Annotated in this window: 18 protein-coding genes; 16 read left to right on the top strand and 2 right to left on the bottom strand. The window is 34.1% G+C overall.

The window, feature by feature from the left end; translation table 11 throughout:
• The first annotated feature begins 266 nt into the window (after positions 1-266).
• The 5 genes from KM885_RS02490 (at position 267) to KM885_RS02470 (ending at position 4,382) form a co-directional block, all read left to right on the top strand.
• On the top strand, positions 267-890 hold the full coding sequence (locus KM885_RS02490) for a DUF2953 domain-containing protein (protein ID WP_128723426.1): 624 nt from the start codon (positions 267-269) through the stop codon (positions 888-890).
• Between the two features lie 13 nt (positions 891-903).
• Positions 904-1,422, top strand: a complete 519-nt coding sequence (gene ytfJ / locus KM885_RS02485; protein WP_047185410.1) for a GerW family sporulation protein — start codon at positions 904-906, stop codon at positions 1,420-1,422.
• 93 nt (positions 1,423-1,515) lie between these two features.
• Positions 1,516-2,016: a thiol peroxidase gene (gene tpx, locus KM885_RS02480; protein ID WP_047185409.1), complete on the top strand. Its 501-nt coding sequence runs from the start codon at positions 1,516-1,518 to the stop codon at positions 2,014-2,016.
• Positions 2,017-2,181: 165 nt separating this feature from the next.
• On the top strand, positions 2,182-3,168 hold the full coding sequence (locus tag KM885_RS02475) for a class I SAM-dependent methyltransferase (protein ID WP_047185408.1): 987 nt from the start codon (positions 2,182-2,184) through the stop codon (positions 3,166-3,168).
• A gap of 26 nt (positions 3,169-3,194) precedes the next feature.
• Positions 3,195-4,382 carry an acetate kinase gene (locus KM885_RS02470; RefSeq protein WP_047185407.1) on the top strand — a complete coding sequence of 396 codons (1,188 nt, stop codon included), beginning with the start codon at positions 3,195-3,197 and terminating at the stop codon, positions 4,380-4,382.
• Between the two features lie 76 nt (positions 4,383-4,458).
• Here KM885_RS02470 and KM885_RS02465 read toward each other — a convergent pair whose 3' ends face one another.
• Entirely contained in the window at positions 4,459-4,887 is a 429-nt protein-coding gene (locus KM885_RS02465; protein ID WP_083452507.1) for a universal stress protein, read from the bottom strand.
• 126 nt (positions 4,888-5,013) lie between these two features.
• Here KM885_RS02465 and KM885_RS02460 point away from each other — a divergent pair, with 126 nt between their 5' ends.
• The 10 genes from KM885_RS02460 to KM885_RS02415 all read left to right on the top strand — a co-directional run bounded on the left by KM885_RS02460 (position 5,014) and on the right by KM885_RS02415 (position 12,711).
• Entirely contained in the window at positions 5,014-5,202 is a 189-nt protein-coding gene (locus tag KM885_RS02460) for a hypothetical protein (protein WP_047185406.1), read from the top strand.
• 174 nt (positions 5,203-5,376) lie between these two features.
• Positions 5,377-5,895: a DUF4178 domain-containing protein gene (locus KM885_RS02455; protein WP_047185405.1), complete on the top strand. Its 519-nt coding sequence runs from the start codon at positions 5,377-5,379 to the stop codon at positions 5,893-5,895.
• A gap of 13 nt (positions 5,896-5,908) precedes the next feature.
• A complete protein-coding gene (locus KM885_RS02450; protein ID WP_047185404.1) occupies positions 5,909-6,574 on the top strand; it encodes a PspA/IM30 family protein in 666 nt (221 codons plus the stop codon).
• A 54-nt stretch (positions 6,575-6,628) separates the two neighbouring features.
• Positions 6,629-7,300, top strand: a complete 672-nt coding sequence (locus KM885_RS02445) for a DUF4247 domain-containing protein (protein ID WP_047185403.1) — start codon at positions 6,629-6,631, stop codon at positions 7,298-7,300.
• 14 nt (positions 7,301-7,314) lie between these two features.
• Entirely contained in the window at positions 7,315-7,710 is a 396-nt protein-coding gene (locus KM885_RS02440; protein WP_047185402.1) for a DUF350 domain-containing protein, read from the top strand.
• A gap of 87 nt (positions 7,711-7,797) precedes the next feature.
• Positions 7,798-9,354 carry a polyamine aminopropyltransferase gene (locus tag KM885_RS02435; RefSeq protein WP_244986881.1) on the top strand — a complete coding sequence of 519 codons (1,557 nt, stop codon included), beginning with the start codon at positions 7,798-7,800 and terminating at the stop codon, positions 9,352-9,354.
• A gap of 66 nt (positions 9,355-9,420) precedes the next feature.
• Positions 9,421-10,101: a metal-dependent hydrolase gene (locus KM885_RS02430; RefSeq protein ID WP_047185400.1), complete on the top strand. Its 681-nt coding sequence runs from the start codon at positions 9,421-9,423 to the stop codon at positions 10,099-10,101.
• Between the two features lie 107 nt (positions 10,102-10,208).
• On the top strand, positions 10,209-10,964 hold the full coding sequence (locus tag KM885_RS02425) for a prepilin peptidase (RefSeq protein ID WP_047185399.1): 756 nt from the start codon (positions 10,209-10,211) through the stop codon (positions 10,962-10,964).
• A 141-nt stretch (positions 10,965-11,105) separates the two neighbouring features.
• Positions 11,106-11,333 carry a hypothetical protein gene (locus KM885_RS02420; RefSeq protein WP_047185398.1) on the top strand — a complete coding sequence of 76 codons (228 nt, stop codon included), beginning with the start codon at positions 11,106-11,108 and terminating at the stop codon, positions 11,331-11,333.
• Positions 11,334-11,403: 70 nt separating this feature from the next.
• Positions 11,404-12,711: a DRTGG domain-containing protein gene (locus KM885_RS02415; protein ID WP_047185397.1), complete on the top strand. Its 1,308-nt coding sequence runs from the start codon at positions 11,404-11,406 to the stop codon at positions 12,709-12,711.
• Positions 12,712-12,756: 45 nt separating this feature from the next.
• Here KM885_RS02415 and KM885_RS02410 read toward each other — a convergent pair whose 3' ends face one another.
• The gene (locus KM885_RS02410; RefSeq protein WP_047185396.1) at positions 12,757-13,053 is read right to left on the bottom strand and encodes a YtpI family protein; all 297 of its coding nucleotides are present in this window, start codon (positions 13,051-13,053) and stop codon (positions 12,757-12,759) included.
• A gap of 101 nt (positions 13,054-13,154) precedes the next feature.
• Between KM885_RS02410 and KM885_RS02405 the strand changes: the two genes are divergently transcribed.
• On the top strand, positions 13,155-14,108 hold the full coding sequence (locus KM885_RS02405) for a DHH family phosphoesterase (RefSeq protein ID WP_047185395.1): 954 nt from the start codon (positions 13,155-13,157) through the stop codon (positions 14,106-14,108).
• Positions 14,109-14,120 lie beyond the last annotated feature (12 nt).

Genomic DNA, 14,120 nt, shown 5'->3' with positions numbered 1-14,120 from the left:
AAAATTCCTATTATTAATAATATTGACACAAAAGGTTTCGCTTGACTTTTTCCTGAAAACTTTATGCAACACTAGTGGTTTATTTACTAATTCAAATAAGGGTTCCAGTTTATTAACAATTTCTTCGCATTTATGATAGTAAAAATGAATATTATTCCTCTTCGTCATTTTTCATCCTCCAGTTTGTATGTAAAAGGTTTATCCGTACATCTATACTATCATGCTTCTATATGCTTGTCCTAAACGATGAAAAATCATGAGTAAAATTGGAAAAGAGTAGCAAAATAAAAAGAAAGGCAAAATTAGAGGTGCGTATTATGTTGCTGCTTATAGCTGGAATAGTGCTAGTCCTTTTATTCTTGATCGTCTTCCTTATTTGGTTTTTAAGAATTTATATTACGATTCATTATTCCTATGAAGGAAAAGAACAACTGTTTCATATATCATTATCATTAGCCAAAATTAAATTAATAAATAAAGATTTTCCCCTAGAGGATTTAGATAAATTACCAATTACAAAAGATCTTGAGCCTATGTTAGAAGACCCAAAAATAGATTCGATTTTAAAAACAATTAGAAAAGGATTAGAAGTAGTACAATCTATTTTACATAATACGACGCTTCACCAACTTAATTGGACAACCAACATAGGGACGGGAGAGGCCAGCACTACAGGAGTAATGAGTGGAGTTCTTTGGTCAATTAAAGGAACTATAATGGGGTATTTTGCCGAAAAGCTTATTCTTATGTGTAATCCCGATATTCAAGTTCTTCCAAAGTTTCAACAGGAATTTTTTGAAACCAACTTGAATTGCATGGTTTCCATTAGAATAGGTAAAGCTATACAAGGAATTATTAAACTTACACGCATATACAAATCTAAATATTAGGAGGTTATTACTTATGGAAGAGCATCCAATACAAGGTTTAATGACAACAGCAATGGAAAACTTAAAAGATATGGTTGAGGCCAATACAATTGTAGGGGATCCAGTAGAATCACCCGATGGAAGTATTATTATACCAGTTTCAAAAGTAGGGTTTGGATTTGCAGCAGGAGGAAGTGAATTTAACTCAGGTGGTGGCGAGGATTCCCAACTCCCATTTGGTGGCGGTAGCGGTGGTGGTGTATCGATTACACCAATTGCATTTTTAGTGTTAGGTAAAAATGGAATTAAAATGGTGCATTTGGATCAACAAACACATCTGTATGAGAAATTATTAAATAATGCCCCACAAGTCTTTCAGAAAATTCAAGAGATGTTGAAAGAATCTGGATTAAGTTTACCAAAACAAAAAGATCATAAGAAACACCATCAAGAAGAGAAGCCAAAGAGTGAATATAGGACGGAAACAGCCGAGGAATCAGAGCATGAAGAGAAAAAGGGGAAAAAAGAAGAAAATATAAATTATGATATATAATAACATTTTATGAATAAACTACCTTTTCATTGGACACAAGTAGGGGTTATATTCATAATAAGGTTGAAGGAATAATTAGAGAGGGGTTATCATATGGCAAATGTAACATTCTCGCAAGAACCGGTTACTTTAGTAGGAAATGAAGTGAAAGTCGGAGATAAGGCTCCTAATTTCACTGTATTATCTAATGAACTTAAAGAAGTAACATTGGATAACTACGAAGGAAAAGTAAAATTAATTACAGCAGTCCCTTCTGTAGATACAGGGGTATGTGCTGCTGAAACTAGACGTTTTAATGAAGAAGCAGCTAAGATGGAAAATGTACAAGTACTAACAATCAGTATGGATTTACCTTTTGCTCAAGCGCGCTGGTGTGCTGCAGAAGGGATCGAAAACGTAGATACATTATCAGATCACAAAGATGCATCTTTTGGTGAAAGTTACGGTGTACTAATGAAAGAAAATCGTTTACTAGCAAGAGCTATTTTTGTTGTAGATTCAAATAATCAAGTTACTTATGTTGAATATGTACCAGAAGTTACTGATCACCCAAATTATGAAGCTGCAATTGAAGCTGCTAAAAATGCAAAATAACTAGTGATGGCCCCCAATTTTATTGGGAGGCCATTCTTGTGTTAAAACCTTTTTCGTCTTCCCAACATTTTTAGCAATTATTATTACTTATGAAATCTTTTTACATAATTGTACTTTATTGTTACAATAAGTTAGTTGTCGAGGAAGCGATTGGAGGATTTTGTCATGGAAAAGGTGAATGTTGAAAAACTTTTTAGCTGGTTAGATCAGACAGCGTTGACCATTCAACAATATTTAAATGAACCATATCTAGATAGTTTAGCTGATACAATGGATTTATTATTCTACGAAGAAGTACATGAGGATATGGATCAACATATAACAAAGACATTACAAAATGCTTTAAATGATATAGATCTTTCAACTTTTTCAACGATTGAGATTAGAAAAGCCGTACAACTAGCTATATTAAAAGGTATGAAAGACTCTACACAACAACAGCATTTAATTACACCTGAGACAGTATCTATGATTGTTGGGTATTTAGCAGATAAGTTAATGGAGAAAAAGGAACACATTCGTTTATTTGACCCAGCAGGTGGGACAGCCAACTTGTTGACAACAGTACTCGAACATTTGAAACAACAAGTTGATGCCTATGCTAGTGAAGTGGATCCGACACTAATTCATTTAGCTGTATCCAATGCAAATTTGCAAAAGAAGCAAATTGAGTTTTTTCAACAAGATAGTTTACGACCGTTTTTGCTAGATCCAGTAGATTTGGTTGTTTCTGATTTACCAGTAGGATATTATCCTGATGATATACAAGCAAGCAAATATGAATTAGAAGCCGATAATGGACATTCATATGCGCATCACTTATTTATAGAGCAAAGTATAATGTACACAAAGGAAGCTGGATATTTAATTTTTATCATACCTGAGTTCTTGTTTGACAGTGATCAGTCAGATAAACTTAATCAATTCCTTCATAAACATACCCATATTATTGGAGTTATACGTTTGCCAGAAACTGCCTTTAAGTCAAAAAACAACACAAAAAGTATTTTGATTTTACAAAAGAAAGGTAGTCATACGAAAGAAGTAAAACAACCCTTACTCGTGCAATTACCTTCATTTAAAAACGCAAACGCGATGGCTGATATTTTAGGTCAAATGAATGTATGGTTTAAAAAGTATCATACTAAATAATGAAATGAATAGTAGGAGTGACATCAATGAGTAACGTATTAGCAGTAAATGCTGGGAGTTCATCTTTAAAGTTTCAATTGATTAAAATGCCAGAGGAATCAGTGACTGCAATCGGCTTAGTAGAAAGAATTGGCTTAAACGATTCTATTTTTTCGATTGAGGTAAATGGTAATAAAGAAGAAAAAGTAGGAGATATTCCCGATCATGGAATAGCGGTTAAAATGTTATTAGATTCCCTAATTTCTACAGGAGTTATGAAATCATTTGACGAGATTGATGCAGTTGGACACCGTGTTGTACATGGTGGTGAATATTTTAATGACTCCGTATTAATTACAGATGAAGTGATTGAAAATATCGAGAAGGTTTCAGAACTTGCACCATTGCATAATCCAGCAAACTTAACTGGTATTCATGCGTTTAAAGATATTTTACCAAATGTACCTATGGTAGCAGTATTTGACACAGCGTTCCATCAAACAATGCCACCATCATCCTATTTGTATAGCTTACCTTATGAATATTATGAAAAATATGGCATTCGTAAATATGGTTTCCACGGTACATCGCATAAATATGTTACACATCGTGCGTCAGAAATGATGGGAGTTCCTTTAGAAAATCTGCGCCTATTATCTTGTCATATTGGAAATGGGGCTAGTATAACAGCAGTACGAGGTGGAAAATCTATAGATACTTCCATGGGATTCACACCACTTGCTGGTGTAACAATGGGAACTCGTTCAGGTAATATTGACCCTGCATTAATTCCTTACATTATGGAAAAAACAGGTCAAACTGCAGAAGAAGTTGTTGATGTTTTAAATAAGAGAAGTGGACTACTTGCTTTATCTGGCTTTTCAAGTGATATACGTGATATTGAAGCTGCTGGAGCCGAAAATGAACGTGGTCAACTAGCATTAGACGTATTTGCGGGAAGAATCCATAAATATATTGGGTCTTACGCTGCGAAAATGTCAGGTGTTGATGCAATTATCTTCACAGCAGGTGTCGGAGAAAACAGTATTACGATGCGTGAAAAGATTCTAACTGGATTAGAATTCATGGGCGTTTATTGGGATCCAAGCCGCAATAATGTAAGAGGAAAAGAACAGTTTATAAACTATCCACATTCCCCTGTAAAAGTCATTGTTATTCCAACAAATGAGGAAGTAATGATTGCAAGAGATACAGTACGTCTAGCGAATATGTAATGTTAAAAAAGGTTTTGTTTACTTAAACAAAACCTTTTTTAAACATAATTAAGTTGTGATAAAAGGGATATAGAAATTAACGAACAACTAAAACATCACATGTTGAATGTCTAGTTATACTTTCGGATACACTTCCAATAATAAAGCGTTCAACAGCATTTAGGCCAGTTGCACCACAAATAATTAAATCTGCATGATAATTTTTCGCTATTGATTTTGAAATTTTTATTTTCGGGGAACCATATTCAATACATTGTATTACTTTAGAAACTCCTGAAGCTTTAGCGTCATTCGCGTAATTATTTAATAAATCTTTAGCATACTCTTCAGCCCGCTCAGCTAAAGAACGATCATAAGTTTCAGCGGTAGCAAAAGTGCGTGAATCTACGACATGCGCAAGAATTAGACGAGCATCATTTCGGATTGCTATCTCGATAGACTTCTTAAAAGCTTTTTCCGCCGCATCTGAACCATCAACTGCAACTACAATATTTTTATATTCCATTTGGATCTCCCCTTTCACTTCTCATTATAAACCCATAAAGTAAGCGCTACAATATATTGTTGGTAAAGAATGTTACAACATTAGTACAAAATATTGGGACATACTAATCATACGGAGGTGATTGTGGTGACAAAAGTAAATAAAAATAACATCGATACTCAAATGATCAATAATCAAAAACGTGTATTTATTGAAGATAAAGATGGTATTCAAGCTGTACAGAATCAACTGATGGAAAGCTATCAAAGTGGCGTCGTAGAAGATGAATTGGAAAATAATATTGGGATTCATCATTTTAATAACCGAAAAGCATGAAATGAAAAAGGAAGCCTTAAGTAGGTTTCCTTTTTTATTTAAAAAACAACACTCGACTTGCCATACAGCACTTTCTGTATGGTAAAATAAAAAGAAGAAAAAATTTTGAAACCTTTTTAAGACAGTACCGTATTACTTATTAAAGAAGATATGAAAATGAATTGAGGTGAACTTGTGGGATTATTTTCAAGACTTTTTTCTACTAAAAAAGTCGATAAAGCAGAGCCGAAAGAGAGAAATGCTTTAAACATACAAATTGGTGATATTATTACTTACGATCTAAAAGATTATGAAGTGGTAGGAAAATTAACATACCGTGATGGTGGCTATGAGTGGTTAAGCTATCAATTGCTTGAGGAAGGTGGACATCAGACAATCTGGCTAGCTGCTGAAATGGATGATGAGTTAGAACTAGGTATTTATAAAAGAGTTCAAGTTCCAATATCTAAACCATACCCTCAACAGATAACATATGAAAATAAAGCATATTATAAAGAGGAAGAAGGAACAGCAAGGGTGCTTGGTGAAGGAAGAAGTTCTAACCTTCAAGGAATGGAAACCCATTATGCGGACTATGTTGATGGGGAAGAGAAAAGTTATTTAAGTGTTGAATCATGGGGGACCGAGATTGAAGTTAGCTTTGGTTATTCGATTGAACCCTATGAATTAAAAATTATAGCAGGATCATATTAAGGAGGAAAAATAGATGTTTAAATTTTTCAAACGTGTTAAAACAGTTGTTAGTTCAGAGTTGAATTCAGTACTTGAAAAAGCGGAAGATCCAGTGAAAATGCTTGATCAATATATGCGTGATATGGCAGAGGACATTCGCGAAGTTGAAGCCGCAGTTGCCAAACAAATTGCCAATGAAAAAATGTTAAAACGTAAAGCGAATGATGCAAATGCAATGGTAGAAAAAAGACAGGAACAAGCTGTAAAAGCTATTGAAGTGGGTAATGATGAATTAGCACGTCGGGCATTACAAGATAAAAAAGACCATGAAGCAACTGCTCAAAGTTTAAACGAATCTTGGGAGCGTGCAAAACAGGATGCAGACATGCTTCGTGATAAGTTAGACGAAATGAAAAAAGAATATAATGAAATGAAACTGAAGAAGGATTCCTTAAAAGCTCGTGCAGAATCGGCAAAAACTAGAACGAAAATTAACCGTACTATGTCTTCCATAGGAAATGATGAATCTAAACAAGGATTTGAACGCATGGAAGAGAAAGTATTACGTTACGAAGCAGAAGCTGAGACAAGTGAAGATTTATCAAGAGAAAGTCGTTCCCTTGATGATGAATTTAAGGAATTAGAAACAAACGATATTGACGATGAATTAGCGGCACTAAAAGAAAAGCTTGGGAAATAATAGAATGGAGCAGTTTTTTCTGCTCCTTTCCTTTTAGTCAAGGGGGGACTACTTTTGTATAAAAAGTGGATAGTTTGGATTGGACTTATTTTGTTTTTATTACTTATTACAGCATGTTCATCCCCTATGCCAGATAGTTCGAACCGTGGAATGGAAGAAAATATGGAGATAACAGCTGAAGATATTCCAGAAGAACCATCGAAGGAAAATATTATCAACAACCTTAAAGAGAGTCCTAGTAATCAAATAGATGCACTTATTGCTTCCAACTTTCCTCAAGTAGATGTCGTAATGGAAGATGATAGTATGGCTGAAATTTATGCTACAAAACAATTTCAATTAAATGAATTAAGTTCATTGTTAACTGAAAAAGTGAAACCAAATGAGGAAAGTGAAGTTGTAGACGATTCACAAATGTTTATTTATCCTGATTACTTTATCACACTAAAACAAAGTGAAATTGATCGTGATGTTTTATTAATTGAGGTAGCTAGTGAAACATTCGTTAAGAGGAATTATTCGCCAAGTTTTTTAAGTACATATTTTACGATACGAATGCTAGACAGTTTATTTGGGAATAATTGGAGTTCAAGAAGATCCCAAGACTGTGTAAATGAAGGTTGTTATGGTGGTTACAAAGGTGGATATTATGGCGGTTCCACGTCTAGCCCACCTAAACGCGGAAACTCCACTTACCGTGGTGGTGGACCAGGAGCTGGTAAATAAGAGGAGGTTTATAAATGAACACGTTTATAGCAACAATTTTGTATTTTTTTATTTCGATAGTAATCGTACTAATTGGTTTATTTATTTTTGAAAATATTACTCGGAAATATAAAGATTATGAAGAAATTAAAAATGGGAATGTTGCAGTTGCTTTATCTGTAGCTGGAAAAATACTAGGAATTTGTTTAATTCTTGCTTTTGCGATTTATAATAGTGCACATATTTATGACACAATCATTTGGGGACTTGTTGGGGTTGTTTTACAAATGGCTGTATATGTTATTGTGGAACTATTAACACGTACATTTTCGATGGAGGAACAGTTAAAAAACAATAATATAGCTGTTGGTATATTGTCTATGAGTGTTTCGATTGGACTTGGTTTCGTAGTGGGTGCATCAATTACATAGTATCATTGGTAATGGCCAGGCAAACGCTTGGTCTTCTTTATTCGTTGATTAGTTAAAATAGTATTTTGGTTTCGGAGTGAAATAATAATGAATTATGAGGCAACAAGAAAAAGTAATATTATTTATTGGTCTAGTGGGATTGTTTCTATTTGTGGAATTATTTTTGAGGTATTATTTGGTGCATTAGGTTCATATATTTTAGGGGATGGGGTAAAACAATATACCTTAACAATCTCCTTATTTTTAACTGGGATGGGAATTGGAGCTAGTCTCAGTGAAAAGGTAATGAAAAACTTAATTTTAGCGTTCATTTGGATAGAACTTTCAGTAGGATTAATTGGTGGTTTTTCTAGCTTTATGATGTTCGGAATGACCGCATTTGCACCAGAGGGAACGGACGCCTTTTTCTTATATGCAATTACTATAATTATCGGTGCATTAACAGGGTTTGAATTACCTATTCTAATTCGTAAGGCTAACGAAATTGGTGTGCAGTTAAATCGTAGTACAGCAAGGGTTTTATTTTCCGATTATGCAGGTGGGTTAATTGGTGGTTTACTCTTCGTCTTTTTACTCCGCCCACAATTTGGTTTAGTAAAATCTGCCTTTTTAGTTGGTTGCATTAATGTAATTATTGCACTCGGTGTCCTATGGCTATTCCGTAATGAAATAAAAAGGTTTAGTATTCATATATTCTTTGGAATAGTTATCTTGGTTGCTCTCATTATTGGTATATTTTTTGGAGAAGAAGCGGCCTTTCATTTTGAACAGAAATTATATAAGGATCCGATTATACATATGGAAGAGAGTAGTTATCAAAAAATTATTCTTACCCAAGATTACCATACAAATGATGTACGTCTTTTTTTAAATGGTTCTCTACAATTTAGTTCCGCTGACGAACATCGATATCATGAGGTATTAGTCCATCCACCAATGTCTTACGTTAAACATCCAAAAAATATTCTTATTCTAGGTGGGGGGGATGGAATCGCTGCGAAAGAATTACTAAAATATGATGAGGTGGAAAAGATTACCCTCGTAGATTTAGATCCTGCAGTTATTGATTTAGCGAATACCAATCGTCTAGTTTTAGAACTAAATGAGGGTTCACTTAAAAATGAAAAAGTTGAGGTGGTAAACACCGATGCTTTTCAGTTTCTCGAAAATAGTAATGTCATATATGATGTCATTATTGTGGATTTACCGGATCCAAATGATGAAAGTTTAAATAAGCTGTATACGTGGGAGTTTTATTCATTGGTAAGGAATCATTTATCACCGGACGGGGCGGCAATGGTTCAAAGTACAAGTCCTGTATTTGCACCAGGAGTATATTGGACGATTTCAGAAACTATTGCTTCAACAGGATTACATGTAGAAAATTTCCATGTAGACATACCTAGCTTTGGTAATTGGGGGTTTGTCATGGCCTCCAGGCAGAAAATAGATGTAGATGAAATCGACATCCATGTTCCAACGCAATTTTTGACGACTGATTTATTACCTAGTTTAACCTATTTTGGAAAAGATGAAGATCAAGAGATTGAATCTACAAATGGAGAAATCGTCGAGCTTAAACCAAATACTCTAATTGATCCACATTTAATTGGTATTTATGAGAGTTCCTGGCAAAACTATTAAATATTGGAAGAATTAGTAATCTTCTAGTAGAATTAAAATATACATTCTTAAAGGAGTTGAACAAACATGAAAGTTTCTTATCATGGACATTCAGTTGTAAAAGTTGAAACAGCGAATCATACAATTTTATTTGACCCATTTATATCTGGAAACGAAGCATGTGATTTGGATGCAAATACGATTAAAGCTGACGTTATTTTATTAACTCATGCACATAACGATCATGTTGGAGACACCTTTGAAATAGCAAAACGTAATGATGCATTAGTAGTTGCGCCAAATGAATTAGCTAATTATCTGTCTTCTAAAGGTTTAAATGCACATCCGATGCATATTGGAGGTTCCCGTGAATTTGACTTTGGAAAAGTAAAATTCTCACAAGCGTTTCACGGTTCTTCATACACAGAAGAAGACGGTAATGTCGTTTACGGCGGTATGCCCGCAGGAATTTTACTAACGGTAGAAGGTAAAACCATTTATCATGTTGGTGATACGGCATTGTTTACAGACCTAAAAATGTACGGTGAAATGAATGATATTGATGTTGCCTTTATTCCAATAGGTGATAACTTTACGATGGGGCCGGAAGATGCATTGGTAGCAGCCGACTGGATAAATGCGAAGATTGTTGTTCCTGTACATTATAATACGTTCCCAGTTATTGAGCAGGATCCGGATGATTTTGTAAGTAAGGTAAGGACTGGGGAAGGAAAAGCATTGAAGATTGGAGAAGGAATAGAATTGTAAAAAAACGTGAGCTGATTAGCTCACGTTTTTAATTTCTCTTCTATTAAAAAAGTTGGTATAATGACCTAGAACTAAATTCTCATGATTATAAAATAAGGAGCAATCGAATGGACACGATGATAACCATTTTCTTTTTTGTATTCGGAATAACTTTTGGTTCTTTTTTTAATGTAGTAGGACTACGCCTACCTAAAAATGAAACATTTGCTAATGACCGTTCCTACTGTCCATCATGTAAGAAGCAACTACAGTGGTATGAATTGATTCCTGTTTTTTCTTTCTTATTTCAAGGGGGAAAGTGTCGAAATTGTAAAGCGAATATTTCTTTTATTTATCCGGTAGTTGAATTATTTACTGGATTCCTTTTTGCGTTTAGTTATTTTAGGATAGGTTTGCAAACGGAATTAATTACTGCTATTTTACTAGTTTCTATGCTTAATATTATTTTAGTTTCTGATATAACCTACATGCTCATTCCAAATAAAGTGTTATTATTTTTCCTACCGTTCTTTCTTATAATGCGTATGGTTCATCCGCTTGATCCATGGTGGTCACCGATTATTGGTTCGATTGTCGGATTTGGTATTATCGCTATTATTATTCTTTTTAGTCGCGGGGGTATGGGCGCTGGGGATATGAAATTGTTCGGTGTACTTGGGATTATACTTGGAACGCAGAAAGTACTGCTTGCATTTTTTTTAGCATGTCTTATTGGCGCAATTATAGGAATGCTATTCATGATATTTAAAGTAATTGCTCGAAAACAGCCTGTTCCTTTTGGTCCTTCTATCATTCTAGCTGCACTTATTTCATATTTTTATGGTGATATGTTGATTAACTGGTATTTACGTTTTTTATTATAGAAATTAATACGGGATTAGTAGAGTTTTATTATGAAAAAACTATTTTATTCTAAGTCTGCCAAAGACGAATACCAAGTTTTTATACAACTAAGTTCTAAAGAGTCATGATTTTCATAATTATAGAATAGAAAGGGGGATTTTATGAAAAACTATGCAATTTTACGTTTACTATTGGCTGCCTTTTTCCTTTATGTAGCATGGCCATATTTTCCTTATGCTGTAACAACGTTAGAACAAGTATTTTGGGGGAGCTGGCTCGTATTTCTATTCCTTGTGATAGGGGCTAATTTAGCTACACTTTTACAAATGACCAAACCACCTGTAATGGAACAGAAGGAGCTGACATCAAGGCAAGTAGATATGCATTGAGATTCTGTTGCTTCAACTGTATAATAAGATTTAAAAGTTGAGATAGTACAGTTGAAAGCTGGTGATGTAAATGGTAACAACAAAACATGAGCAAATCATTCAACATATCATTTCATTAGATGTTGGCCATAAGATTTCTGTACGGCAAATTGCCAAACAATTAAATGTAAGCGATGGAACTGCATATCGAGCGATTAAAGATGCTGAAAATCAAGGACTCGTTAGTACGATAGAACGTGTAGGGACGATTCGTATTGAGCGTAAGAAGAAAGAAAACTTTGAGAAGTTAACGTTTGCTGAAGTCGTTAATATTATTGATGGACAAGTGTTAGGTGGTAGTAATGGGCTTCATAAAACGTTAAGTAAGTTTGTTATTGGAGCAATGCAACTTGAAGCTATGATGCGTTATACGGAAGCCGGTTCATTGCTTATTGTTGGGAACCGCATCAAAGCGCATGAGTTAGCTTTAAATGAAGGGGCTGCTGTTTTAATTACTGGTGGCTTTGATACAGAAGGACATATTAAAAAATTAGCGGATGACAAAGAATTGCCAATTATATCCACAAGTTACGACACGTTTACTGTTGCAGCTATGATTAACCGTGCAATTTATGACCAATTAATTAAGAAAGAAATTATTTTTGTTGGGGATATTGCCACTACATTGGAAGAAACAAGTTATTTAAAAACAAAGGATACGGTTGGAAAATGGTATGAGCTTAATGAAAAATCGGGACATTCTCGTTTTCCGATTGTAGATGAAAAATTACGTGTAATTGGAATGGTTTCTTCAAAAGATATCGTAGGAAAAGATAAAAATATCCCTATTGACCGAGTGATGAGTAAGAAACCTTTAGTTGTAAAATCCAAAACATCTCTTGCTTCGGTTTCTCATACAATGGTTTGGGAAGGAATAGAAGTAGTGCCAGTAGTTGATAATTCCGGAATTTTAAAAGGGGTTGTCTCTAGACAAGATGTCTTAAAGGCACTTCAGCAAATACAAAGACAACCGCAAGTAGGAGAAACGATTGATGATATCGTTTCACGTAACTTGCAATTTTCAGCGGATGAAGAGGTATATACGACAGAAGTAATTCCGCAAATGACAAACCAGTTAGGAACATTATCAAATGGTGTCTTCACAGCGCTTATGACAGAGGCTAGTTCTAGATTATTACAAAAAGACAGAAAAGCGGATATTACAATAGAAAATATAACCGTTTATTTTAATAAGCCTGTGCAGATTGAAAGTATATTAACCATTAAACCGACTGTATTAGATGCAGGACGATTATACGCAAAGATAGATGTTGAAGTATTTAGTGAAAATAAATTAGTCGGAAAAGGATTAATCATGGCCCAACTCATCCATCGTTAAAATGTATGCTAAAAAAGTAAAAACCAAGCTGAATTTCAGCTTGGTTTATTCATTTGGATTTAATTTTTTCCACTCATTACGGTAATGTTTATCTTGTTTGAACCCATCATACATTTGATATAACCCAAGTAATACAAAAATAATTCCAATAAATAAAGAAATACGAGTTAAATAGAAAAAGTATTGATTAATCCCGAAACAAAAAACAAAACTTCCAAGACAGATTTTCGATCTCGCATTAAAGTAATGTTGAGTAAGTCCATCTTTACTCTTAATGATGGCAACCTTATAATAAACATAGAGTACAAGTGATAAAACAATAAGAATTGGTAAAATAATCATGATATCTCTCCTAGGTAAAATGGGATCAGTCTTATTGTATCTTTTTTTTATCTAGGATGCTAGATTTTAACAATGAATTTACTGAAAAGAGGGGGATTTACATGTCTATCAAGAAAATAATTGAATCGATCCAATCCTATGAAACCATCATTATTCACCGTCACATTCGTCCCGATCCAGATGCAATAGGTTCTCAAGGTGGATTAAAAGAAATAATAAAAGCATCTTTTCCCGAAAAAAAAGTTTATGCTGTTGGTGAAGATGATCCTGATTTAACTTTTTTAAATCGAATGGATAGGGTTGACGATTCCAATTATGAAAATGCTCTAGTTATTGTGTGTGATACAGCAAACTCGCCTCGTATTGACGATCAACGATACAACATGGGTCAAAGGTTAATTAAGATTGATCATCACCCAGTTGTAGATAAATATGGTGACATTCGCTGGGAAAATACAGATGCAAGTTCAGTAAGTGAAATGATTTATGAATTTTATAAACAAGGTAAGGAATATGGTTTGAAATTAAATTCTGATGCTGCAAGACTATTGTTTGCTGGAATAGTTGGCGATACAGGGAGATTTATGTTTCCCAATACAACTGAAAAAACATTTCAATACGCTGCAGAACTAATTACATATGATTTTAATAGAACAAAACTATTTACGGATTTATATAGCGTAAAAGATAATATTTCAAGATTAAAAGGATATATACTACAAGAATTTAATTTATATTCATCAGGATTATGTGTTATTAAGTTAACAAAAGAAATCCTGGACAAATTCGGTGTCACTGCTTCCGAAACTGGGCAGATGGTTAATGTGATTAGTGATGTAGAAGGAATACAGGCTTGGGTGTTTTTTATTGAGGAAGAAGAACAAATACGTGTTAGATTACGTTCAAAAGGACCTATCATTAATACCGTAGCGGCAAAATATAATGGTGGAGGCCATCCATTAGCATCCGGTGCAACGATTTATTCATGGGATGAAGCAGAAGCAGTAATTCGTGACTTAGATGAGGTATGTAAGAATCAACATAAAATGGAGTAAAAGGAGATGTAT

Source organism: Oceanobacillus caeni, from assembly GCF_019037185.1.
Taxonomy (GTDB): domain Bacteria; phylum Bacillota; class Bacilli; order Bacillales; family Amphibacillaceae; genus Oceanobacillus; species Oceanobacillus caeni.
This window is presented reverse-complemented; position numbering and strand designations above follow the sequence as displayed.

Coding starts and splice junctions, on each gene's coding strand:
- ytfJ (WP_047185410.1), top strand. CDS start 904: ATGGAAGAGCATCCAATACAAGGTTTAATGACAACAGCAATGGAAAAC.
- tpx (WP_047185409.1), top strand. CDS start 1,516: ATGGCAAATGTAACATTCTCGCAAGAACCGGTTACTTTAGTAGGAAAT.
- KM885_RS02475 (WP_047185408.1), top strand. CDS start 2,182: ATGGAAAAGGTGAATGTTGAAAAACTTTTTAGCTGGTTAGATCAGACA.
- KM885_RS02470 (WP_047185407.1), top strand. CDS start 3,195: ATGAGTAACGTATTAGCAGTAAATGCTGGGAGTTCATCTTTAAAGTTT.
- KM885_RS02465 (WP_083452507.1), bottom strand. CDS start 4,887: ATGGAATATAAAAATATTGTAGTTGCAGTTGATGGTTCAGATGCGGCG.
- KM885_RS02450 (WP_047185404.1), top strand. CDS start 5,909: ATGTTTAAATTTTTCAAACGTGTTAAAACAGTTGTTAGTTCAGAGTTG.
- KM885_RS02440 (WP_047185402.1), top strand. CDS start 7,315: ATGAACACGTTTATAGCAACAATTTTGTATTTTTTTATTTCGATAGTA.
- KM885_RS02435 (WP_244986881.1), top strand. CDS start 7,798: ATGAATTATGAGGCAACAAGAAAAAGTAATATTATTTATTGGTCTAGT.
- KM885_RS02430 (WP_047185400.1), top strand. CDS start 9,421: ATGAAAGTTTCTTATCATGGACATTCAGTTGTAAAAGTTGAAACAGCG.
- KM885_RS02425 (WP_047185399.1), top strand. CDS start 10,209: ATGGACACGATGATAACCATTTTCTTTTTTGTATTCGGAATAACTTTT.
- KM885_RS02420 (WP_047185398.1), top strand. CDS start 11,106: ATGAAAAACTATGCAATTTTACGTTTACTATTGGCTGCCTTTTTCCTT.
- KM885_RS02415 (WP_047185397.1), top strand. CDS start 11,404: ATGGTAACAACAAAACATGAGCAAATCATTCAACATATCATTTCATTA.
- KM885_RS02410 (WP_047185396.1), bottom strand. CDS start 13,053: ATGATTATTTTACCAATTCTTATTGTTTTATCACTTGTACTCTATGTT.
- KM885_RS02405 (WP_047185395.1), top strand. CDS start 13,155: ATGTCTATCAAGAAAATAATTGAATCGATCCAATCCTATGAAACCATC.